Source organism: Methylosinus sp. shoA, from assembly GCF_059718125.1.
Window position 1 is genome coordinate 3,621,654 of record NZ_AP046091.1, and the last position, 22,382, is coordinate 3,644,035.

Here is a 22,382-nt window from a genome sequence, read left to right on the forward strand (position 1 = left end):
CGTCCTATCTGGTCTTCGCTCCGAAATAGGCGGGCGTGGTGAGCGTCTCCATGAAGGCGACGAGATCGTCCATCTGCTGCTCGGAGAGATTGAGCGGCCTGATGCCGCCCGAGAGATAGTCGTTGACCTGAGCCGGATCGCCCTCGCTGCGGCCGCCGTTGTTGTAATGGCGCACGACGTCCTTCAGCGTCTTCAGCGAGCCGTCGTGCATGTAGGGCGCAGTCACCGCGACATTGCGCAGCGTGGGCGTCTTGAAGGCGCCGATCACGTCGAACTGGTCGGTCACGGCGAAGCGGCCGAGCTCGGACGTCTTGGGATCGGAGAGCACCGTCTTGTCGACGTCGGCGCCTTTCGCTTTGGCGGTCAGGAACTCCGCCGAGAGGCGCGGGACGTCGAATTGCGCCCGATTGATGCCGACGCCGATATTGTGGAAGCGATTGTCGGTGAAGAGCGCCTGCGTCTCCTCGATGACATGGCACGAGACGCAGCGTCCCTGTCCGACGAAGGCCTCGAAGCCGCGCTTGGCGCTCTGCGAGATCGCATTCTCCTCTCTGCCGAAGCGCCAGCGGTCGAAAGGCGAGTCGCCCGAGACGATGGTGCGCTCATAGGCGGCGATTGCCTTCTTCACATCCTCCATGGTGATGTCGGCGCCGGCCTTGCCGAAAGCGCGCTTGAACAGCTCGAGATAGAAGGCGTCGGATCGGGCGACGTTCAAGATCGGCTCATGCGTCGGCAGGCCCATCTCGACCGGATTGAGGAAGGGATGCTGCGACTGATCCTCGAGCGAGGCGGAGCGGCCGTCCCAGAAAAAAGCGGTGAAATAAGCGGCGTTGATCACCGTCGGCGCGTTGCGCGTGCCGATTTTCCCGCCGATTCCCTTCGACGTGCGCAGGGGGCTGTCCGTGAAGGCCTTCTCGTCCGCGTGACAGGTCGCGCAGGCGACCGTGCCGTCGCTGGAGAAGCGCAGATCGTGAAAGAGGCGATTGCCGAGGGCGATCTTGTCGGTCGTCTGCGGATTGTCGGCGGGGATGGGAACAGGCGGAAGGCCGAGAGGCTCGGCGAGCGCCGCGCCCGAAAGGCAGAAGCAAGCCGCGAACGCCGTCGCGACGCGCGTGAGCACGGCCATGGTTTCCTCCCCTTGCGCGCCCGTCGGACGGAAGCCGTTTCTTTTTCGGCGCTAATGACGCGATATTGCTCCCAATCCCGCCGATCGGCAAGGCATGATCGCAACAAATCGCCCAGTCATCCTCGTAGATCCACTGCCGGAGACACAGTATCCTGGCTTGTGCAGCGCAGTAAATGCTTACGTGACAAACCTCACCACATGCTCGGTCGTGAGTGACGACTTCATCTCTGGCGTTCAACCGCAGAGGCTGTCATGGTGACGTCACAGATACTTGAAATTTCAAATTTAGCTGCAGTCGTTCGCCTTTGATCGCCGGCCGCGGTTGTGCTAGGCGGACGAGGCATCGAGCGGCCTCATTCGCACTGCACGCTCGACTCAATCCAGGGAGCCCGTCCAAAATGTCTCGTTCCTTTGTCGCGTCGCTGAGCGCGATGCTGTTGCTGCCCGCCGCCGCCGTGGCGGGCGATCTGAGGGCGGACGCCAACGCCCTGTTCACGCCGGTCACGCCGGCCGCCGCCGCCAAAGCGGTGAAGAACAATGAGATCACGCCCGCCAAGATCGAGCTCGGCAAGAAGCTCTTTTTCGATCCGCGCATGTCGGCCAGTCAGATCATCAGCTGCAACTCCTGCCACAATCTGAGCCTCGGCGGCGTCGACGCCGGCTCGACCTCGATCGGCCACGGCTGGCAGAAGGGTCCGCGCCGCGCGCCGACCGTGCTCAACGCCGTGTTCAATGTCGCGCAGTTCTGGGACGGCCGCGCCGAGGATTTGAAGGCGCAGGCCAAGGGCCCGGTGCAGGCCGGCGTCGAGATGAACAACACGCCCGCCAATGTCGAAGCGACGCTGAACTCGATCCCCGCCTATGTCGCCGAGTTCAAGAGGGCCTTCCCGAACGACTCGAGGCCGGCGAATTTCGACAACTTCGCCAAGGCCATAGAGGCCTTCGAGGCGACGCTGATCACGCCCGGCTCGCGCTTCGACAAATTCCTCGCCGGCGACGAGGCCGCGCTCGATGCGACCGAGAAGCAGGGCTTGCGCCTCTTCATCGACAAGGGCTGTGGGGGGTGTCACGACGGCGTCAATGTCGGCGGCGCCGGCTATTTCCCCTTCGGCGTCGCGCAGAAGCCGTCCGCAGACGTGCTGCCGGCCGCGGACAAGGGCCGCGCCGCGGTCACCAAGAGCGCGTCGGACGACTACGTGTTCCGCGCCGCGCCGCTGCGCAATGTCGCGCTCCGCGCTCCCTATTTTCACACGGGCAGCGTGTGGACGCTGGAGGAGGCCGTGTCGATCATGGCGGCCGACCAACTCGGCGTGACGCTTTCAGGCGACGAGACCAAGGCGATCGTCGCCTTCCTCGGCGCGTTGACGGGCGATCAGCCGCGCGTCGACTATCCTGTCCTGCCGGGACGCACGAACGACACGCCGCGTCCCACGCAGGGCGCGGCCACTGCGACGGCCAGCGGGCACTGACGCGCGCGAGCGCATGACGGAACGCCTTCGCGCCGACGGCGCGAAGGCGCAGCCGTCACGATTCTGTCTGCTTGTGTCCTCATTCTGAGAGGATCGACACGACAGCAGCCGGATCGCCCATGAGATTGTCGACTCTCCGTTCTTTCGCCGCCGCGGCGGCGCTGCTCGCCTTTGCGGCCCGTCCGAGCCCGGCTCGGCAGACGGCCAATCCTTTCGCCGAAATCGGGCACATCGTCGTCATCTACACGGAAAATCGAAGCTTCGACAATGTGTTCGGCCTGTTTCCGGGGGCTGACGGCCTCGGCCTCGCATCCGATCGTTTCGCCCAGGTCGACGCCGACGGCTCGATCCTGACGAAGCTTCCGCCCATTCCTGCGGGGAAAGGCGCCGACGGGCGCTTTCCGCCGACTCTCCCCAACGCGCCGTTCCCGATCGACGCCTTCGCGCCCAACGGCGAGAAGACCGCCGACCTCACCCATGACTTCTATCAGGAGCAGGAGCAGATCGACGGCGGCAGGATGGACCGCTTCGCGGCGGTCTCCAGCGCCGGCGGCCTCGTCATGGGCTATTACGACGGCCGCGGCCTCGCGCAATGGCGGCTGGCCGAGGAGTTCACCTTGGCCGATCATTTCTTTCACGCGGCCTTCGGGGGATCCTTTCTCAATCACATCTTCCTGATCTGCGCATGCGCGCCGATCTATCCGTCGCCGCCGCCGAGCCTCGTCGCCGAGCTCGACGAGACGACCGGCTTTCTGGCGCGGTCCGATCATTCGCCGAAGAGCGCGCTCGACGGTCCTCCGCGCTTTCGCAGGACCGGGCGCGTGACGCCCGACGGCTTTGCGGTGAGCACGCTGCAGCCGCCCGCGCCGCTTTCTCCGATCGACCTTCAGGTTCCCTCCGAGCTGACACTGCCTCCGCAGTCCGCGCCGACGATCGGCGACCGCCTCACCGAGAAAGGCGTGTCCTGGGCCTGGTATGCCGGGGGCTGGAACGATATGCGCGCCGGCCGCATCCGGCAGCGCGACGCGCCGGACCATTTCCAGACGCACCACCAGCCTTTCCTCTATTTCGAAAAATATGCGCCGGGAAGCGCCGGGCGCGAGCTGCATCTGAAGGACGCCGAGGATTTCTTCGCCGCCGCCGCCGCGGGAGCCTTGCCGGCGGTCTCCTTCTACAAGCCGATCGGCCGGGTGAACCAGCATCCCGATTACGCGGACCTGAAGAGCGGCGACGCGCATCTTTCCGAAGTCGTCGCGCGGCTGCGCGCGAGCCCGAATTGGAAGGACATGCTGATCATCGTCACCGCCGACGAGAACGGAGGGGCCTGGGACCATGTCGCGCCGCCCAAGATCGACAGATTCGGGCCGGGAGCGCGCGTGCCGACGCTGATCATCTCGCCCTTCGCCAAAAAGAGCTTCGTCGACCACACGGTCTATGACACGACCTCGATTCTGCGAACGATCGAGACGCGCTTCGGGCTCGCGCCGTTGACGGAGCGCGACGCGCGCGCCGCGGATCTGCGCAATGCGATGCTGCCGTCGTCGTCGCAGGCCGACAGCGCCGCCGCCCGCTGACGATCTTCCGCGCCCTCTCCGTGAGACCCCGGCGCCGCACCGCCGATACGGTCCCGTCAGCTCGCCCTATCGGGGCGGCTTTCGGGCGGGGAGCGAGCCGCGCCTGCGCCGAGAAAGAATCTTATTGTTTTTTAGTATATTATGAACAAGGCGGCCGGCGTCGCCGCTCTCGTCGGCGAGGTGGTTCGGGGAATTTTGCGGCGCCATATAAACAGCCTGAGAGGCTTTCTATTACCACTCGATAGATTACTTTAGCCTACCCTATCGGATATTGTCATTAGAGACGCGTACGGAAATGGTTGCGGCTCGCCGAACGAGGGTATGGGCGTGGCGTTTCGGGGTGGACCCGGAGTGTTTCGCCATTTGCATTCGTTCTGCGCGGCGGCTTGGGGACTTCGTCTTCGAGTAAGGAAGAAGAAAGCCGGGCTCGTGGCCTTTCGGGGGAGCGGGGACCGGCGCGACGGGAGATCGAAAGACGCGCCGGCGACGGCGCGCGCATTTCACGGAACCGGGAAGACGAAGGCGTTTCCACGCAGGGAGGGGGAACGCGAGGGGCCGCCCCTTGAGAATCCCTGGGAGCACTTAGGAGGATTGAGATGAGCGTAACAACAGAGACGACAGCCGGCGCAGCCGCCGGCTCGGACGCCATCGTGGATCTGCGTGGCATGTGGATCGGCGTTGCCGGCCTGAACATCTTCTATCTGATCGTCCGCATTTACGAGCAGATCTACGGCTGGCGCGCGGGCCTCGACTCGTTCGCTCCGGAGTTCCAGACGTATTGGCTGTCGATCCTGTGGACGGAGATTCCGCTGGAGCTGGTTTCGGGCCTGGCGCTCGCCGGCTGGCTGTGGAAGACGCGCGACCGCAACATCGACGCGGTGGCTCCGCGCGAGGAGCTGCGCCGTCACGTCGTGCTGCTTCAGTGGCTGACGGTCTACGCCGTGGCGATCTACTGGGGCGCGAGCTTCTTCACGGAGCAGGACGGCACGTGGCACATGACGGTGATTCGCGACACGGACTTCACGCCGTCGCACATCATCGAGTTCTACATGAGCTATCCGATCTACTCGATCATGGCGGTCGGCGCGTTCTTCTATGCGAAGACCCGCATTCCGTTTTTTGCGCACGGCTACTCGCTGGCGTTCCTGATCGTGGCGATCGGCCCGTTCATGATCATCCCGAACGTGGGTCTCAACGAGTGGGGCCACACCTTCTGGTTCATGGAAGAGCTGTTCGTGGCTCCTCTGCACTGGGGCTTCGTGTTCTTCGGCTGGATGGCGCTCGGCGTGTTCGGCGTGGTTCTGCAGATCCTGGGCGGCATCAAGCGCCTGCTGGGCAAGGACGGCGTCGCGGCCCTGATCGGCTGAGACGATTGAATTGGACCGCCCGTCTTTCGGGCCGGGCGGTCTGCAGCGACATCTCGCGATCCACAGTCTCCTGATGAACGGGACCTTCGTCCGAACGGCCGCGCGAGGCGCGGGGCCGGCTCGGGCGGGGTTTCGGGAGCGGCGGGGAGCGCGGGGCGAACGATAAGACAACTCGGCGCGAGAGAGCCGGGGACTGGTCGACGGCTGCGGCGGGAACCGCCGGGCGGACCGACACCAAGGAGAAGAGTGATGTCTACATCGAAGAGCGGGGGGGCGATCGGGCCTTTCCATTCGGTCGCGGAAGCGGCGGGATGCGTGAAGACCGCCGACTGGCTGATTCTGACGCTGCTGTTTCTGGCGGTTCTGGGCGGCTATCATATTCATTTCATGCTGACGGCGGGCGACTGGGACTTCTGGGTCGACTGGAAGGATCGCCGCATGTGGCCGACGGTCGTTCCGATCCTGGGCGTGACCTTCGCCGCGGCGACGCAGGCGTTCCTGTGGACGAACTTCAAGCTGCCGTTCGGCGCGACCTTCGCGGTTCTGGGCCTTCTGATCGGCGAGTGGATCAACCGCTATGTGAACTTCTGGGGCTGGACCTATTTCCCGATCAGCCTCGTGTTCCCGTCGGCTCTGGTGGTTCCGGCTCTGTGGCTGGACATCATCCTGCTTCTGTCGGGGTCCTATGTGATCACGGCGGTGGTGGGCTCGCTGGGGTGGGGCCTTCTGTTCTATCCGAACAACTGGCCGGCGATCGCGGCGTTCCACCAGGCGACGGAGCAGCATGGCCAGCTGATGACGCTGGCGGATCTGATCGGCTTCCACTTCGTCCGCACGTCGATGCCGGAATATATCCGCATGGTCGAGCGCGGCACGCTGCGCACCTTCGGTAAGGACGTCGTTCCGGTCGCGGCGTTCTTCTCGGGCTTCGTGTCGATGCTGGTCTACTTCCTGTGGTGGTTCGTCGGTCGGTGGTATTCGACCACCAAGGTGATCTCGAAGATCTGATCGAAGAGACGCGAACGAGCTTCTCTTTGGTCCCTCGGAAAAGAAGAGGAGCGGTTTCCCGCGGGGGGAGCCGCTCCGGAGAAGACGAGCGAGGCCGCCGGCGCGCTCATGCGGCACGGCGGGCTCTGTAGAGAAAACTGGGAGGTAGGTTCACATGAAAGCTTTGGAGAGAATGGCCGGGCTGGCGACCTCGCGGGTCGCGAAGCTCCTCGGCCTGAGCGTCGCGGCGGCTGTCGCGGCGACGGCGGCTTCGGTCGCCCCTGCGGAAGCGCACGGCGAGAAGTCGCAGCAGGCGTTCCTTCGCATGCGCACTCTGAACTGGTATGACGTGAAGTGGTCGAAGACCTCGCTGAACGTCAACGAGTCGATGGTTCTGTCGGGCAAGGTTCACGTGTTCTCGGCGTGGCCGCAGGCGGTCGCGAACCCGAAGGCGTCGTTCCTGAACGCGGGCGAGCCGGGCCCTGTCCTGGTCCGGACGGCGCAGTTCATCGGCGAGCAGTTCGCTCCGCGCTCGGTTTCGCTGGAGATCGGCAAGGACTATGCGTTCTCGATCGATCTGAAGGCGCGCCGCGCCGGCCGGTGGCACGTCCATGCGCAGATCAACGTCGAAGGCGGCGGCCCGATCATCGGACCCGGCCAGTGGATCGAGATCAAGGGCGACATGGCGGACTTCAAGGATCCGGTGACGCTGCTGGACGGCACGACGGTCGACCTCGAGACCTACGGGATCGACCGCGTCTACGCGTGGCACTTCCCGTGGCTGATCGCGGCCGCGGCGTGGATCCTCTACTGGTTCTTCAAGAAGGGCTTCATCGCCTCCTACCTGCGCATCAGCGAAGGCAAGGACGAGGAGCAGATCGGCGATGACGACCGCCGCGTCGGCGCGATCGTTCTCGCGGTGACGATCCTGGCGACGATCATCGGCTATGCGGTGACGAACAGCACCTTCCCGCGCACGATTCCGCTGCAGGCCGGCTTGCAGAAGCCGCTGACGCCGATCACGGAAGAGGGCACGGCGGGCGTTGGTCCGAAGCTGGTGACGACGGAGCTGAAGGGCGGCGTCTACAAGGTTCCGGGCCGTGAGCTGACGATCCAGGTGAAGGTGTCGAACAAGACCGACGAGCCGCTGAAGCTCGGCGAATATACGGCGGCGGGCCTTCGCTTCCTGAACCCCGACGTGTTCACGACGAAGCCGGAGTTCCCGGACTATCTGCTGGCCGACCGCGGCCTGTCGACCGATCCGACCCCGATCGCCCCCGGCGAGACGAAGACGATCGAGGTCAAGATCCAGGACGCCCGCTGGGACATCGAGCGTCTCTCGGACCTCGCCTACGACACGGATAGCCAGATCGGCGGTCTGCTCCTGTTCTTCGGCCCGAGCGGCAAGCGCTATGCGGCCGAGGTCGGCGGCCCGGTCATTCCGAAGTTCGTCGCCGGCGACATGCCCTGATCGACGCGACCCCTTCGATCCACAAATCACCCGGCCGGACCGAAAGGTCCGGCCGGTTTTCGTTCGAGGCCGGCAAAGCCGCCCGCACGGTTTATATCGCAATGCGATCGAATGCGGCGTTTCGACGCATGTGAAAAGGTCGCGTCTGCGTCCGAACACGCTTAGAATTTCTCTTGCGCAAGGACGCGCTGGCCGTCTTTCCCCTCGGCGGTGTCGCGCGATTTCATTTCGTATCGTTTTTGCACTATGAAAACGACGCGCCTACGTCTCGAAGGCCGCCGATATTTCGCGGACCTCGTCGACCGCGAGGCGAGTGACAGAAATGAAAGCGGCGCCCTCCTCCGATCGAGGAGCCGCATCGTTCAGAGGAAGAAAAGCGATGATCGTTCGGGCTATGAAATCATGTCTCTGGGCGCTGGCGCTATTCGTCGCGTCCCTGTCCGCGACTCCCGCCATGGCTGCGGCCGGCGACGGCCCTGAAGCGATGGTGATGGACAATATGTGCATGGTCATGTTCGGCTATGACATGATCCATATCACCGCCTACGAAGCGAATGGCGCGCGCGACCAGTATTGCGAGCATATCCCGGTCGTGGGCAGCACGATCTTCACCTTCGACATCGCCAATCCGGACTTTCGCGATTATCCGATCGAGGTGCGGATCATTCGCGATCCGCTCGTGCCGCTCTCGTCCGACGCCGATCTCGAGCCGCTCACCATCATTCACCTCCCGCCCAAGCTCTATAAGACGGGCACGTTCAATTTCGAGCATACGTTCACGGAGAAGGGTCATTTCCTCGGCTTCGTCACGCTCACGCGGCCAAACGGCGAGAAAGAGACGCAGCAGTTCAAATTCATGGTCGGGCAGACTTGGTGGGCCTTCGTGCCGCAGGCGCTCGGCGCAATTTTGATCGCGCTGATGGTCGCCGCCTATTGGCGGCACAGCCATCCCAAGCCGAAGGCCGCCGACGCCGCGAATGCTCTGAAGTCGTCTTGAACGAAGGCCGCGGCCCGACCAGATCATGATCATAACGCGCAAAGCGCGATAAACAGGGGAGGAGCCGAAGGATGAAGCCGAGATTTGGAGCCGGCCTCGTGGCTGCGGCGATCTGCCTGAACGCCGCGATGGCGCTCGCGCATTCCTTTCTGGTCGACGCGTCGCCTTCCGCGAAGGATCATGTCGCCGCTTCGCCGAAGTTCGTGAAGCTTCGTTTCGGCGGCGGCGTCGAGCCGGCCTATTCCTCGATCTCGATCCTCGACTCGACCGGCAAGGTCGTCGTCGAAGGGGCTAAGGGACAGCCGGACAAGCCGCGCGAGCTGACGCTCGACGCGCCCGAGCTCGCGGCCGGCGGCTATGTGGTGAAATATCGCGTTCTCTCCTCCGACGGCCACATCGTCGAGGGGAAATACGAGTTCACGGTCGACCCTCGCTAGCGCGTGCTCACGAATACATGAACTTCGGGCGGCGCCGAACGGCGGGGCGCCGCGTTCGCGAGCGTAACGGAAGTCGAAATCCATGGAATTGGCGACGCTTCGCTTCGTGGAGAGCCTGCTCTCCGCCCTCGCCGTCGGTCTGTTGCTGCTGCCGCGCCTCATCGAGGAAGACGGCAAGCGATTCGGCAAGGCGATCGCCGTAGCGGCGGTCCTGCGCGTGCTGTTCGGCTTCGGCCTGATCGTGGCGACGGCGCGCAACATCATTCCCGCGCAACGGCCGCTCGATTGGCCGACGCTGAGCCAGTTCGTCTCGGGAACGATGATCGGCAGGGCCTGGGTGGCGACGCAGATCCTCGTTGCGATCTTCGCCGCGGCGACGCTATTGCGCCTGCGCGTCCATAATCTCTGGCTGGATCGCGCCACGCTCGGGCTCGGCCTTCTGGCGCTCGCCGTCGTCTCCGTCACCGGCCATGCTGTGGACGACAGCCTGCCGATCTACACGCAGCTGAGCTTCCCTTTCCACACGCTGGCCGGGCTCGTTTGGGTCGGCGGCCTGCTGGGCCTCGTCTATTGGATGCTGACGGGACGCGAGAAGCCGCCCGAAGTGGCTTGGCGCATCGCGGAACGCTGGTCGCGCGTCGCCAAAGGCGCAATGCTCGTCGTGCTGATCAGCGGCCTCGTCATCGCGTGGGAGACTGTCGGGCTGTTCGGCTTCATGCTGGCGACGCCTTATGGTCGGCTGCTCTCGCTGAAGCTGCTTCTCCTCTGCGCGGCCTTGATGCTCGCCCTCTCGCTCGCGCGCTATTTGACGCTTCCGCACAGCAAGTCGCGTTTCGACGTCGCGTGGTATGCGAAGGTCGGCGGATATGAAGCCGGATGCGCGGTCTCGCTGCTGTTCATCGCCGGCTGGATCGCGACGATCACGCCGGCGGCGCATGAGACGAATGTCTATTGGCCGCTTCCCTTCCGCTTCACTTATGCGGGCACTTGGGGGCTGAAGGTCACGCCCTGGGGCGACCCGACCTGGAACTTCGGCGTCGCCGCGCTCGCGCTCGCGGTCGTCGCCGCGCTCGCCTGGTTCGTCCCACGGCTGCGTAGATGGCGGCGGTTCTCGACGCCGGCCGCGGGCGCCGGCGCGCTGATCTGCGGCCTCGTCTCGGTGTCGGTGCAGGCCTATCCCGAAACCTACACAGATCCGCCGATTCCTTATGTCGCGGCCTCGGTCAAGCGCGGCTTCGAGACGTTCCAGGCCAATTGCATCCCGTGCCATGGCGTGACCGGAGAGGGCAACGGCCCCTTGGCCAAGGGGCTGCCGGTCCCGCCGGCCGATCTCACGGCGCCGCATGTCGCGACGCATACGCTCGGCGATATTTTTCACTGGCTGACCTATGGCGGGCAGAGCGGCGTCATGCCGCCCTTCGCCGATGCGATCAGCGAGGACGAGCGCTGGGATCTCATCAACTATCTCACCGTTCTTTCGAACTCGAACCAGTCGCGCTTCCTGAGCCCGAAGGGCGTCATCCAATGGCTGGTCGCGCCCAATTTCGCCATCGACGATCCGAAGGGCGAGATCGTCGACGTCGAGAAGCTGCGCGGCGTGCCGACGCTCGTGTCCTTCGCACGCTGCACGGCGGATGATCCGGCCTTCGCGGAGAAGACGGCGAGCCTCGCGGCGGCGGCGGAGACGACCGCGGCGACGGGGGCGCATCATGTGACCGTCTATTTCGGCGATTGCCCGGCCGATCCACGCGCCTATCTGACGAGCCATCCCGACGCGGTGGAGCTCACCTATTCGATCATCAACCACTATCTGGACGAGCCGGTCGTCGACGAAATTCCGGAAGGACATTTCCTGATCGACCGCTCGGGCTATGTGCGCGCCCGCTTCCGCCATTTCGGCGCGGGCGATGGAAATGCCTCACTGCTGAAAGCGCAGATCGCTCTGACCGCTTCGGAGCCGGTCGTCTACGTCTCTCCGCACCAGCACTGAGCGGGACGGACCAACGCCATTCGCCGCATGGTCGCGATGCGGCGGACGAGGCCTTCGGGCCTCTCGTCGAGAAGAATGCGACGCGAGTCTGAACGGACCGACGAGACAGTCGGCCACGCAAGGGAGAATGCGAATGGTCATCAAGCGGCGTGATCTGTTGTCGGCGGGCGTTCTGTTGGGCGGAGCGTCGCTCTGCGCGCTGATCCCGGCGACGAGCGCCCGGGCGCATGAATATGATCTCGGCAAGCTCACTGTCGAACATCCCTGGGTGCGCGCGCCCAAGGACGGCGAGACGACGGCCTATTTCTACGCCTTCATCCACAACAAGGGCGATACGGCCGACAAGCTCATCGCGGTGAAATCACCCAATGTCGGCAAGGTCGCCTTGCATTCCGACGCCAAGCACACGCCGGCGGAAGGCGGCATAGCGATTCCGGCCGGCAAGACGACGACGCTCTCGCCCGAGAGCGCGCATGTCGTGCTCGCCGAGGTGAAGAAGATCAATCCCGTCGGCTGGGGAATAGAGCTGGTGCTGGTGTTCGAGAAAGCGGGCGAAGTGACCGTCGATGCGGCTGTCGACGCGCCCGACGCCAAGCATGCCCACGACGCGGAAGCGACGGCGCGCTGGGAGAAGGATCATCCCGACGGATACAAGTCCGCGCCGGCCGGAGAACGCCACGACCATCATGATCATGGCGAGCATCATCACGGGGATCACAAGGACGCGCACGACGCGTCGAAGAAGTAACCGATCCGCAATATCGACGGCTCGTCCCTGTGACGGGCCGTCTCATTTCCGGGAGCGACGTCGCCTCGAGTGGCGCTTCACTCGGCTTCGAATGTGACGAGCCGGCCGGAGAAAGCCCCGCTGTCGGACAAGGACGCGGGCGCGGGGGGAGTGCTGCGCGGCGCATTGAGCGGCAGAGCGAAGCCCAGAATGAAGGCGGCGAGCGCCATTGCGGCGACGAGCAGCAGTGACACGCGGAACTGGCGCCGGGCCGACTCGGGATCGAAGCTGCGTGTGAAGGCGGGCTCGAGCCGATCTTCGAATTTGTCCACTAACGACATGACGCTTCCTCTTTCGGGACGCTATTCACGAGGCTCTGCGCGCCGCAGCGGCCCCCACCCGCTGCGATTGCGCGCGCCGACCGATCGATCCGCCGCCAGATCGTTCGACGTAGCGATAACGGCGATGCGCCGTGGAAAGTTGCATCGGCGACGCCGGGCAATCGTGATTTTTTCGTGAAAACAGCGCGGCGAAATGCGCGAAAGATCGTATTCGAGCGATCGTCCGCTTCGTCGCCCGAGCGCAGCGCGTCGCGGAAAATGACGATGAAGAGGGCGGCGAGCGTCACAGCGCCGAGCGGCAGATCGGCGACGCTCGCGAATGGACGCGCGACGAGCGGAAGCACGAAAGCCGCGGCGAGCGTCGTCTTGACGAAGGGTCCGAAGCCGCGTTCCGCGCCGAGCGCCGCCATGAACGCGAGGGCCGGCGCGAGCGCCGCCATGTCATAGTCGAGGCAATAGGGCGTCGCGAGCAAAGCCGCGACAATTGTCGCGGCGGCCTTGGCGCGCTCGTCCGCCGCGGAGCGCCACAGCAGCGCGAGCGCGCCGACGACGAGCAGCGTCGTCGCCGATTGTGCAGCATAGGCGAGAGGCGCATCGCCGCCGACGAGACGCACGGCGGCGAAGACGCTCTGGATTTTCGCAAATCCCGCTGCGCCTTGCTCGAGCACGATCGACCGCGTGTCGGCGAGGCTGCGCACGAAAGCGATCCAGGTTTCGACGCCGAAGACGGCGGCGCTCGCGGCGATCATCACGGCTGTCGTCGCGCTCGCCGAGGCGATCGCCCTCCAGCAGCCGCCGGCGACGAGCGCAATCGGCAGGACGAGCGCGAATTGCGGCTTGTAGGCGAGCAGGCCGAAGCAGACGCCGGCGACGAGCGGATGCGGACGCAGGGCGAGAAAGCCGAAGCCGAGCAGAGCGGCTGTGAGGAAACCGTTCTGCCCATGGCCGAGATTGACGAGGGTCGCAGGAAAGGCGAGCGCCGTGAGAGCGACGCGCCAGGGAGCGACCGCCGTCCTGCGCAGAATCGCCAGAACGGCGGCAAGAGAGAGGAGGAGCGTCGCGAATTGCCAGAGCGCCAGCGCGTGCAGATAGGGCAGCGCGGCAAGCGCCATCGCGGGCGCGAGAAAGAAGGGCGGATAGTGCCAGCCATAGACATCGCTCGCCGCGCCGAATTCGGCGCGCTGGGCGGCGATGTGGCGGGAGAGATCGAATGGCGCCTCGGGCTTTCCGTGGAGCGCTTCGAGGCCGGCGACCCAGACTTGCGAGAAATCCGTGCCGAGTGGATGGCCGTTAGCGTCGAAGCGGCCCTCCGCCAGGGCGAGCGTCGCCGCGATCGCGACAACGGAGAGAACGAGGAACATCGCCGGATAGACGGCGAGGCGCTTCTCGTCCAGCCAGGCTCCGCTGCGCAGACTCCGCCACATCCGCATCTCTCCCGATCGGCCGCGACGCGAGCGCAGCCATGGGAAAGCTAGGACGCATGCGTATAGAAACCGGAAATCCGCGGACGTCGCGCCGGCCTGTCGCATGTCGCGTGGTGAATTTCGATTGAATGGCGCGCGGGCGGCGTCTATGGTCACGGTTCGAATTGTGCAGCGCACACTTCGCTCGCATCAGCACCGAACCGCTCTAGAGAGGAGCTCCGCCGATGGCCTTCATCGCCGACGCTTTGTCCCGCGTGAAACCTTCCGCCACGATCGCCGTGACGCAGAAGGCGCGGGATCTCAAAGCGCAGGGCAGGGAGGTGATCTCGCTCTCGGTCGGCGAGCCGGACTTCGACACGCCCACGCATATCTGCGACGCCGCGGTCGAGGCGATCCGCCGCGGCGAGACGCGCTACACGCCGGTGCTCGGCATCCCGCCGCTGCGCGAGGCGGTCGCCAGGAAGTTCGAGCGCGAGAACGGGCTCGACTACAAGGCGTCGGACGTCATCGTCGCCACCGGCGGCAAGCACATCCTGTTCAACGCCTTTCTCGCGACGGTCAATCCCGGCGACGAGGTGATCGTGCCGGCGCCCTATTGGGTGAGCTATCCGGAGATGGTGGCGATCTGCGGCGGAACCACCGTCTTCGTCGACACGACGATGGAGCACGGCTTCAAGCTGCAGCCGGAGGATCTCGAGCGCGCCATCACGCCGCGCACCAAATGGCTGGTGCTGAACTCGCCGTCCAACCCGTCCGGCGCCGCCTATGCGCATGACGAATTGAAGAAGGTCACCGATGTGCTGCTGCGCCATCCGCAGGTGCATATCCTCACCGACGATATCTACGAGCATCTCGTCTATGGCGATTTCAAATTCGCCACTGTGGCGCAGGTGGAGCCGAACCTGTTCGACCGCACGCTGACGATGAACGGCGTCTCCAAGGCCTATGCGATGACCGGCTGGCGCATCGGCTTCGCCGCGGGCCCGGCGCCGCTGATCAAGGCCATGGACATGCTGCAGGGCCAGCAGACGTCCGGCGCGTGCTCCATCGCGCAATGGGCGGCGGTGGCGGCGCTGGAAGGTCCGCAGGATCATCTCGCGACCTTCCGCAAGGCGTTCCAGGAGCGGCGCGACCTCGTCGTGTCCATGCTCGGCCAAGCGAAATATCTGCAGTGCCCCTCGCCAGAGGGCGCGTTCTACGTCTTCCCCTCCTGCGCCGGGGCGATCGGCCGCAAGACGCCTTCAGGAAAGGTCATCGAGAGCGATGTGGATTTCGTGACCGCCCTGCTCGAGGCGGAGGGGGTGGCCGTGGTGCAGGGTTCGGCTTTCGGAACAGGACCGAATTTCCGCGTGTCCTATGCGACGTCGAATGCGACGCTCGAGGACGCCTGCGGGAAGATCCAGAGGTTCTGCGCGAGCCTGACGTAACCGCGATCGTCGTTGCGGCGAAGCGAATCCAGGGCCTGCGGCCAGCCTCGCACGCCGGCGTGATCCGCGCTATATTGTCGCGCATAGCAAGCGGCGAGGGATCGATCCGGTGAGCGTCTCGTTCGACATGCTGAAATTCGTCGAGAAGCTCGAAGCGGGAGGCTTCACGCACGAGCAGGCCAAAGCGGCGGCCCGAGGCCTTCGCCGAAGCCACGAGCTCGCTACGAAAGCCGATTTGCGGGAACTCGAATTGCGCATGCCGATCAAGCTCGGCGGGCTTACGGTCGTCGCGACCGGCATGATTCTCGCGGCCATTCGCTACTTCTCGGGCGGACATTGAGGGTCCAAGCGCGCGGCGGCATTCAAACGATCGATTGGAATGCACGAGATGGATCGAAAGAGCGAGCTGAAGCGAGCCCACAAGGAAACGCCGAAAGAAATGGGCGTTTATCGCATATTGAACAAGACGTCTGGGCATTCGCTGCTCGAATGCGCACATCAGCGCGCCTCAACCGGCACATGACCGAGCTGCGATTCGGCTCGCGCGGGAGAAGCTCTACAATCCGTCGCGCGTCCGAGCAGGCCGAGCGTCGTCCTTCGTGTTCACGGCGGCGTCGCGTTCGCGTCGCCGCCGTATCGCGTTTATTTCAAAAGGCGGCGATCGTCACTTCGTCGCCGCCTCGAGACATTGCTCGACATATTCCCAGTTCACGACATGGTCGAGGAATGCCTTGAGGAAGTCGGCGCGGCGGTTGCGGTAGTCGATGTAATAGGCGTGCTCCCACACATCGGCGACGAGCAGCGGCTTGGCGCCATGAACGAGCGGGTTCTCGGCGTTCGGGGTCTTGCGCACGGCGAGCTTGCCGTCCTTGACCTCGAGCCACACCCAGCCCGAGCCGAATTGGCCGAGGCCCTGGGTCTGAAACTCCTCCTTGAACTTGTCGACCGAGCCGAAAGAATCGACGATCGCCTTCTCCACCTTGGCCGGAATCGCGCCGCCGCCGTTGGGCTTCAGCCATTTCCAATATTCGGAGTGGTTGTAGTGCTGCGCGACATTGTTGAACACGGGAACATTCTTGCCGAAGGAAGAGACGACGACATCCTCGATCGGCTTGCCCTCGAACTCTGTGCCCTTGATGAGATTATTGGCGTTGGTCACATAGGTCGCATGATGCTTGTCGTGATGATATTCGAAGGATTCCTTCGACAAATAAGGCTGCAGCGCGTCATAGGCGTAGGGGAGGTCGGGGAGGGTGAAGCTCATAATCCATGCTCCTGACTGGGGTTCGCGAGCGCAGCACGGACTCGTCGCGCTCGCCTCTACCTAGAACCCGGCAGGGCTCCAAGCAACTTCGCACACCCGCAGTCTTACAAATTTCATGCAAGGAGCGAACGACAAGCCGCCCGCAGTGAAAAAGCCCGCCCCGTACGGATCGGGGCGGGCTCGACCGTCATTCGGCCTGATGGAATGCGGCGACCGCATCCGCGGACTCTGCCGGTTTCGTCCTTCGCCAAGCGAGGCGCCACAGACCGGCGCTCAAAGCAGGAAGCCGATGACGTATAGAACGTAATCGATCGAGTTCCACAGGCTGAACACGCCCACCGTGAAGGGGAAGCGCGCGCTCCATTCCTGTCCGTCGCGGTCGGCGACTGTGATGATCGCGACATATCTCCCAGCCTTCTGGAAGTCGTGCTCGAAGGTCATCGTCGCATTGCGATGGATTTTCGGCGGCGCGTAGAATTGCGTCGCCGCGGCGATATCCGCCTTCTCCCTCGCTTCCCCGACATCCTTGACGATGCGCACGCCGATGGCGATCTCGCGCAGATCGACCGCCGACGCGGCCGGCGCCGGGGCGGGAGCCTGGTTCTCCACGATATAAGAGTCGGGGAGGCGTCCGGATTCGATGGCCGAGAGCGCGATCACCGTCGGACCGGTCTGGGCGATGTCCTCGCAGAATTCCTGTGGCTCGCCTTTGCGCTGATAGCCGATGAAATGGATCGTGACGGGTCCGACCTTCACCACGCAAGTGTCCTGCTCGAGCTTGACTCCCTCGTGAGCGAAGGCAGAGCCTGCCGTCACTATTACGGAAAGCAAAGCGAGCGCAAATATACTACGCCTCGATGAGCGCGTATCCATCGTGTTCGACTCCCCTCTATAGACGGATCGTTGACGCCGTTCCTTCAAAGAGACATTCGCCTCTTTCTCAGATGTCAGTATTCGACTTTACAGTTACGATGCGGCGTGGCGCCGCAGGCGGAACGACTCGACGTCGCCGACGGCGATGGGACCGCCGTCGAATCCCGGTGAGCGATCGAATTCCTGTCCGCAGAGCGCTCGTTTCGCGTCCTGGCCGCGCGGTTTCAGCCGCGTCTCCACAATCACGCCGAAATCTTCGCGCGGAATGCATATGATCGGCGCTCGGCCGCTTCGACGAGAAGCGCGCCGCCGGCCGGGCACGAAGGGACGAAAATGCGGCGCTGGTTGTTCTCTCTCTCACGTTGGGCGGTCGCCGCCGCCGGGCTGGCGCTCGCGGTCTGGGGCCCCATCGCCATGTGGAAGGGCTGGGAGACGATCCAGATCGAGCGCGGCTGGAGCCTGTTCATCGCCGGCGCCGTCGCGATCTCGGGCGGCCTCGTGACGCTGGCGCTCGGCGCGGTGCTGTCGCGGCTCGATCATGCGATCCGCATCGCCGAGCGGCAGGCCGACCAGGCGGCGGCCAAAGAGGGCGCCGCGGCTCGGGAAAATCTCGTGTCGCGGCTGCGTCCTTCGGCGGAGGACGGGCCGGTCGAGGTCGACCGCTATATCAGCGGCGGAGCGGTCTATGTGATGTTCTCGGACGGTTCGGTGGAGCTGCGCGGCGCCGGCGGCGCGAGGCGCTTCGCCTCGGTCGCCGAGCTGAAGGCGCAGGTCGGCGTCTGAGGACCTCAGACGGCGAGGGCGACCGTCACCGGCACATGGTCGGACGGGCGTTGCCAGCTGCGCGCCTCGCGCAGCACAGTCATCTCTTCGAGCGCGCCCGACAGCGCTCCGCTCGTCCAGATGTGGTCGAGCCTGCGGCCGCGGTCGGATTTCGTCCAATCGGCGGCGCGATAGCTCCACCAAGTGTAGAGCTTTTCCTGCTCGGGCACGAAGCGGCGCATGGCGTCGATCCAGGGGCCGGCGCTGAACACGGCGCCGAGCTTCTCCACCTCCACCGCCGTATGGCTGACCACTTGCAGCAGCGCCTTGTGGCTCCAGACGTCGTGCTCGAGCGGCGCGATATTGAGGTCGCCGACCAGCACGACGCGCCCGTCGGTGACGCGCTCGCGCACGACCCATTCCTTCATCTCGTCCAGAAAGCCGAGCTTGTGAGCGAATTTGGGATTGATCGTCACATCGGGCTCGTCGCCGCCGGCCGGCACATAGAAATTATGGATGGTGAGCGGCGTCCCGCCATTGGGCAGGCCGACCGAGACATGGCGCGCATCGCCCGTCTCGCAGAAGTCGCGGATCTCCAGCAACTCCAGCGGATGCTTCGAGATGATGGCGACGCCGTGATAGCCCTTCTGCCCATTGATGGCGAAATGCTCGTAGCCGAGCGAGCGGAAGTCGGAATAGGGAAATTCGGCGTTGCGGCACTTCGTCTCTTGCAGGCACAGCACGTCGGGCGCGTGCTGCTTCAGGAAGTCGACGACGAGCGGAATGCGCAGGCGAACCGAATTGATGTTCCAGGTCGTGATCTTCATCCGGCGGACATTTCTCGAACGAGTGACATTATGACGGCGGCGCGTCAGCCCTTGGCCTTGTCGCCGAACAAAAAGGGCGCCACATCGGCGACGCCGGGCGGCTTCTCGGCGCAGAAGGGCATGGGCCGGCAGACCGCCATGGCGGAGAGGCCGACGCGCGCCGTGAGAAGGCCGTTGAGCACCCCCTCGCCCAATCGGGCGGAGAGCTTGGCGGCGAGCCCGTGCCCGACCACCTGCTGCAGCAGCGAGTCGCCGATCGCCAGCCCTCCGGTGATCGCGAGATGGGCGCCGACGGAGCGCGCCAGCTTGAAGAAGCCGAGCAGCCCCGGCCGGCCGCCATAGATCTCCGCGATGCGGCGCGTCAGGCGGACCGCCTGGGCGGCGACGAACAGAACGTCGAGCAGGGCGCGCGGGCTGACCGTGGTCACGATCGAGACGCGCTTCGACGCCTCCGCGATCTCGCGGCGCGCCTGCGCGTCGAGCGGCAGGACGAGGTGGCGCTCCGCGAGATCGACGAGATCGCTGCCGTCGATGATCTCCTTGGAGAATTCGATCACCAGCGCCCGCGCCCGCCCGGTCTCGGGGCGATCCTCATAGATCTTGCACAATTCGACTACGCGCTCGCGCGCAGCCTTCACATCGTCGCGGCTGCGCGCCTCGGCCAGCGCCAGATGCAGCTGGGCGATCCGGTTCTGCCGCAGGATCGCGAAGCTCTCCCGGGTGAGCAGGGCGGCGAGGGCGACGCCCGCGACGCCGGCGAGAGCGAGGCCGATCGCGCCGAGCAGGGCCGAATGGGCGAAGAGATCCTCGACCAGATTGGTGAGCCACATTCCTGCGGCGAGGGTGACGAGGCCGAAGACCGAGGAGGCGAGAAGGCCGCCCCAGGAGAAGAGCAGGCTGCTGAGCACGCCGCTCTTCTGCGCCGCCTCGACAGCCTTCTCTTGCTCGGCCGGGTCGCGCGCCGGCTCCTCGAGCTCGAGAGAGAAGATGTCGGCTTGCGGCTCGATGAAGCTCGCCGGGGGGACGCGTTCCGGCTCCTGCGGGCGGGCGCTCCTGGGCGGAACGATCTGCTCGCCCTCCAATCGAAAGGCGCGCGGCCGGGGCCTTCGCTCTGCGTCGCTCATCTCTTGCTTTCGCTGTCCGTCGCCTCCGCTTTCTAGCGCAAGGCCGCCGATACCGCTCGGCATTTTCGTCGCCGCGTCGCCCGCGCCTGTGGACGACGGCGCGGCCGAGTTCGAGGCGGCTCGATTTCGCCGGCGGCGGCCTGTAGCGTCTGGTCTCCGCCGTCTCGGCGCGATTCGAAGTCTCATAGAGCCGTCGATGTCGGATTCGATCGCTTTGCGCGACGAGCGCCAGTTTTTTTTGGGCGTCGAGCGCTCGCTCTCCGGGCGCGCCTGGCGGCCGCGCCTCGAGGCGGCGGCGGAGGGGCAGGCGCTCGCCATCTCTCAGGTCCATGGTTTCGTCGACCTTCTCGCGCGCGTGCTGGCCGGGCGAGGGGTGACGCAGGAGAGCGCGCCCGCATTTCTCGACCCCACCTTGCGCGCGCTGATGCCCGATCCGCTCGTGCTCCAGGACATGGACGCCGCGGTCGATCGGCTCGCCCGCGCCATCGAGGCCGGCGAGCAGATCGCCGTCTTCGGCGATTATGACGTCGATGGGGCGGCCTCCAGCGCCCTCATGGTCGAGTTTCTGGAGGCGGCTGGCTGTCCGCGGCCGTTTCTCCACATCCCCGACCGCATTCTCGAGGGCTACGGCCCTAATGTCGAGGCGATCTCGGAGCTGAGGGCGAGGGGCGCGAGCCTTTTGGTCACGCTCGATTGCGGGACGACGAGCCATGACGCGCTCGCCCACGCTCGCGGCATCGGGCTCGACGTCATCGTCGTCGATCATCATCAGGCGCCGGAGCGCCTGCCGGACGCGATCGTCGTCAATCCGAACCGCGCCGACGATCTCTCCGGCCTCGGGCATTTATGCGCCGCCGGCGTCGCCTTCATGACCCTCGCCGCCCTCGCGCGCACGCTTCGCGAGCGCGGCTTCTGGACGAGCGCGCGTCCGCAGCCGGACCTGCTCGCCGGTCTCGACCTCGTCGCTCTCGCGACGGTCGCCGACGTCGCGGCGCTGCGGGGGCTCAACCGCGCCTTTGTGACCAAGGGGCTCATGGTGATGCGGGGGCGCCGGCGGGTCGGCCTCGCGGCGCTGCTCGACGCCGCGCGCGTCGACGGCCCGCCGCGTCCCTACCATCTCGGTTTCGCCCTCGGCCCGCGGATAAACGCCGGCGGACGGATCGGCGACGCCGCGCTGGGCGCCCGCCTGCTCACGCTGCGCGACCCGATCGAGGCGGCGCGGATCGCCGCCGAGCTCGATCGGCTCAACGGCGAGCGGCAGGCGCTCGAGAAATCGACGCTGGAGGAGGCCGAGGCCGAGGCCGACCGCCAACTGATGTGCTCCAACCGTCTCTCCTGCCTCGTCGTGGCGGCCGAGGGCTGGCATCCGGGCATTGTCGGAATCGTTGCATCACGGTTGAAGGACAAGTTTAAAATCCCTTCCTTTGTTATTGGACAAAAAGGGGAAGTCTGTTCAGGTTCAGGTAGAGCTTCAACGGGCGTCGACCTCGGCCGCGCGGTGCGGCGAGCGGTCGAGGAGGGGCTCGTCGAGAAGGGCGGGGGCCACAGGCTCGCGGCGGGCGTCACCCTCGCCCCGCAGCGGATCGAGGCTTTTCGCGCCTTCATGAATCTCGCGCTCGAGGAGGAGGTGGAGCGCGCTCGCGCCGGCGATGCGCTGCTGGTCGACGGCGCGCTGACCGCGCGCGGCGCCGACGCGGACCTCGCCCGGATGCTCGAGCAGGCGGGACCCTTCGGCTCGGGAAATCCGGAGCCGCTCTTCGTTTTTCCCGACCATCGCATCGTCGACGCCGGAATCGTCGGCTCCGATCATGTGCGGGTCCGGCTCCAGTCCGGGGACGGGGCGCGGATCGACGCCGTCGCCTTCCGCTCGGCCGGGACCGAGATCGGCGACGCGCTGCTGCGCAGCCGCGGCGAGCTCATGCATGTCGCCGCGCGGCTCGGCGCCCGCGTGTTTCGCGGGCTCGAGCGGGCCGAGACGCGGATCGTCGATCTGGCCCGACCCGTTCGGCTATCATCGTAAATGTCGCGTTACTCCTTGTGAAGCAGGAGGTTTTCCAATCTGTTTCCTGGGGATTGTCGCATTTTGGTCGCAATTGGCCGCTCTCATGGCCAAGCTCGAGAGTAGCGATGGGGCGCGGCGGCTTCGCGTTAACTTTTACGCAATTGCCTCGCGTCAAACTGGAGGAATGCGATTG

21 protein-coding genes are annotated in these 22,382 nt (G+C 65.3%); 14 read left to right on the forward strand and 7 right to left on the reverse strand.

The window, feature by feature from the left end:
• Positions 1 to 4: 4 nt before the first annotated feature.
• Positions 5 to 1,126, reverse strand: a complete 1,122-nt coding sequence (locus tag AC6IW9_RS16760; RefSeq protein ID WP_497765227.1) for a cytochrome-c peroxidase — start codon at positions 1,124 to 1,126, stop codon at positions 5 to 7.
• Between the two features lie 398 nt (positions 1,127 to 1,524).
• Here AC6IW9_RS16760 and AC6IW9_RS16765 point away from each other — a divergent pair, with 398 nt between their 5' ends.
• The 9 genes from AC6IW9_RS16765 (at position 1,525) to AC6IW9_RS16805 (ending at position 12,166) form a co-directional block, all read left to right on the forward strand.
• Entirely contained in the window at positions 1,525 to 2,595 is a 1,071-nt protein-coding gene (locus tag AC6IW9_RS16765; RefSeq protein ID WP_497765228.1) for a cytochrome-c peroxidase, read from the forward strand.
• A gap of 119 nt (positions 2,596 to 2,714) precedes the next feature.
• The gene (gene acpA / locus AC6IW9_RS16770; protein ID WP_497765229.1) at positions 2,715 to 4,169 is read left to right on the forward strand and encodes an acid phosphatase; all 1,455 of its coding nucleotides are present in this window, start codon (positions 2,715 to 2,717) and stop codon (positions 4,167 to 4,169) included.
• Between the two features lie 596 nt (positions 4,170 to 4,765).
• Positions 4,766 to 5,536, forward strand: a complete 771-nt coding sequence (gene amoC, locus AC6IW9_RS16775; RefSeq protein WP_497765230.1) for a bacterial ammonia monooxygenase, subunit AmoC — start codon at positions 4,766 to 4,768, stop codon at positions 5,534 to 5,536.
• 249 nt (positions 5,537 to 5,785) lie between these two features.
• Complete coding sequence (amoA, locus tag AC6IW9_RS16780; RefSeq protein ID WP_497765231.1) at positions 5,786 to 6,544, forward strand: bacterial ammonia monooxygenase, subunit AmoA; 759 nt, start codon at positions 5,786 to 5,788, stop codon at positions 6,542 to 6,544.
• 154 nt (positions 6,545 to 6,698) lie between these two features.
• Positions 6,699 to 7,994 carry a bacterial ammonia monooxygenase, subunit AmoB gene (gene amoB / locus AC6IW9_RS16785; RefSeq protein WP_497765232.1) on the forward strand — a complete coding sequence of 432 codons (1,296 nt, stop codon included), beginning with the start codon at positions 6,699 to 6,701 and terminating at the stop codon, positions 7,992 to 7,994.
• Between the two features lie 379 nt (positions 7,995 to 8,373).
• Entirely contained in the window at positions 8,374 to 8,991 is a 618-nt protein-coding gene (locus tag AC6IW9_RS16790; RefSeq protein ID WP_497765233.1) for a hypothetical protein, read from the forward strand.
• 71 nt (positions 8,992 to 9,062) lie between these two features.
• Positions 9,063 to 9,428 carry a copper resistance CopC family protein gene (locus tag AC6IW9_RS16795; RefSeq protein ID WP_497765234.1) on the forward strand — a complete coding sequence of 122 codons (366 nt, stop codon included), beginning with the start codon at positions 9,063 to 9,065 and terminating at the stop codon, positions 9,426 to 9,428.
• A gap of 82 nt (positions 9,429 to 9,510) precedes the next feature.
• On the forward strand, positions 9,511 to 11,418 hold the full coding sequence (locus AC6IW9_RS16800; protein WP_497765235.1) for a c-type cytochrome: 1,908 nt from the start codon (positions 9,511 to 9,513) through the stop codon (positions 11,416 to 11,418).
• Between the two features lie 133 nt (positions 11,419 to 11,551).
• Positions 11,552 to 12,166: a copper chaperone PCu(A)C gene (locus AC6IW9_RS16805; RefSeq protein ID WP_497765236.1), complete on the forward strand. Its 615-nt coding sequence runs from the start codon at positions 11,552 to 11,554 to the stop codon at positions 12,164 to 12,166.
• A 77-nt stretch (positions 12,167 to 12,243) separates the two neighbouring features.
• On the opposite strand, the gene AC6IW9_RS16810 is transcribed toward AC6IW9_RS16805, so the two are convergent.
• The gene (locus AC6IW9_RS16810; RefSeq protein WP_497765237.1) at positions 12,244 to 12,486 is read right to left on the reverse strand and encodes a hypothetical protein; all 243 of its coding nucleotides are present in this window, start codon (positions 12,484 to 12,486) and stop codon (positions 12,244 to 12,246) included.
• Entirely contained in the window at positions 12,477 to 13,910 is a 1,434-nt protein-coding gene (locus tag AC6IW9_RS16815; RefSeq protein WP_497765238.1) for a glycosyltransferase family 87 protein, read from the reverse strand. Before AC6IW9_RS16815 ends, AC6IW9_RS16810 begins: the two co-directional genes overlap by 10 nt.
• 224 nt (positions 13,911 to 14,134) lie before the next feature.
• Here AC6IW9_RS16815 and AC6IW9_RS16820 point away from each other — a divergent pair, with 224 nt between their 5' ends.
• From AC6IW9_RS16820 to AC6IW9_RS16830, 3 genes are all read left to right on the forward strand, one after another.
• The gene (locus AC6IW9_RS16820; protein ID WP_497765239.1) at positions 14,135 to 15,337 is read left to right on the forward strand and encodes a pyridoxal phosphate-dependent aminotransferase; all 1,203 of its coding nucleotides are present in this window, start codon (positions 14,135 to 14,137) and stop codon (positions 15,335 to 15,337) included.
• A gap of 109 nt (positions 15,338 to 15,446) precedes the next feature.
• Entirely contained in the window at positions 15,447 to 15,677 is a 231-nt protein-coding gene (locus AC6IW9_RS16825; protein ID WP_497765240.1) for a DUF1640 domain-containing protein, read from the forward strand.
• A 39-nt stretch (positions 15,678 to 15,716) separates the two neighbouring features.
• On the forward strand, positions 15,717 to 15,860 hold the full coding sequence (locus tag AC6IW9_RS16830; protein ID WP_497765241.1) for a hypothetical protein: 144 nt from the start codon (positions 15,717 to 15,719) through the stop codon (positions 15,858 to 15,860).
• Positions 15,861 to 16,001: 141 nt separating this feature from the next.
• On the opposite strand, the gene AC6IW9_RS16835 is transcribed toward AC6IW9_RS16830, so the two are convergent.
• A complete protein-coding gene (locus tag AC6IW9_RS16835) occupies positions 16,002 to 16,601 on the reverse strand; it encodes a superoxide dismutase (protein WP_497765242.1) in 600 nt (199 codons plus the stop codon).
• Between the two features lie 273 nt (positions 16,602 to 16,874).
• Positions 16,875 to 17,417, reverse strand: a complete 543-nt coding sequence (locus AC6IW9_RS16840; RefSeq protein WP_497765243.1) for a hypothetical protein — start codon at positions 17,415 to 17,417, stop codon at positions 16,875 to 16,877.
• A gap of 390 nt (positions 17,418 to 17,807) precedes the next feature.
• Between AC6IW9_RS16840 and AC6IW9_RS16845 the strand changes: the two genes are divergently transcribed.
• Positions 17,808 to 18,257 (forward strand): hypothetical protein, encoded by a 450-nt coding sequence (locus AC6IW9_RS16845; RefSeq protein WP_497765244.1) that lies wholly within the window; start codon positions 17,808 to 17,810, stop codon positions 18,255 to 18,257.
• A 5-nt stretch (positions 18,258 to 18,262) separates the two neighbouring features.
• Here the strand turns inward: AC6IW9_RS16845 and xth are convergent, their stop codons facing one another.
• The gene (gene xth / locus AC6IW9_RS16850) at positions 18,263 to 19,063 is read right to left on the reverse strand and encodes an exodeoxyribonuclease III (protein WP_497765245.1); all 801 of its coding nucleotides are present in this window, start codon (positions 19,061 to 19,063) and stop codon (positions 18,263 to 18,265) included.
• Between the two features lie 44 nt (positions 19,064 to 19,107).
• The gene (locus tag AC6IW9_RS16855) at positions 19,108 to 20,187 is read right to left on the reverse strand and encodes a YcjF family protein (protein WP_497765246.1); all 1,080 of its coding nucleotides are present in this window, start codon (positions 20,185 to 20,187) and stop codon (positions 19,108 to 19,110) included.
• Positions 20,188 to 20,383: 196 nt separating this feature from the next.
• Between AC6IW9_RS16855 and recJ the strand changes: the two genes are divergently transcribed.
• The gene (gene recJ, locus AC6IW9_RS16860) at positions 20,384 to 22,207 is read left to right on the forward strand and encodes a single-stranded-DNA-specific exonuclease RecJ (RefSeq protein WP_497772546.1); all 1,824 of its coding nucleotides are present in this window, start codon (positions 20,384 to 20,386) and stop codon (positions 22,205 to 22,207) included.
• Positions 22,208 to 22,382 lie beyond the last annotated feature (175 nt).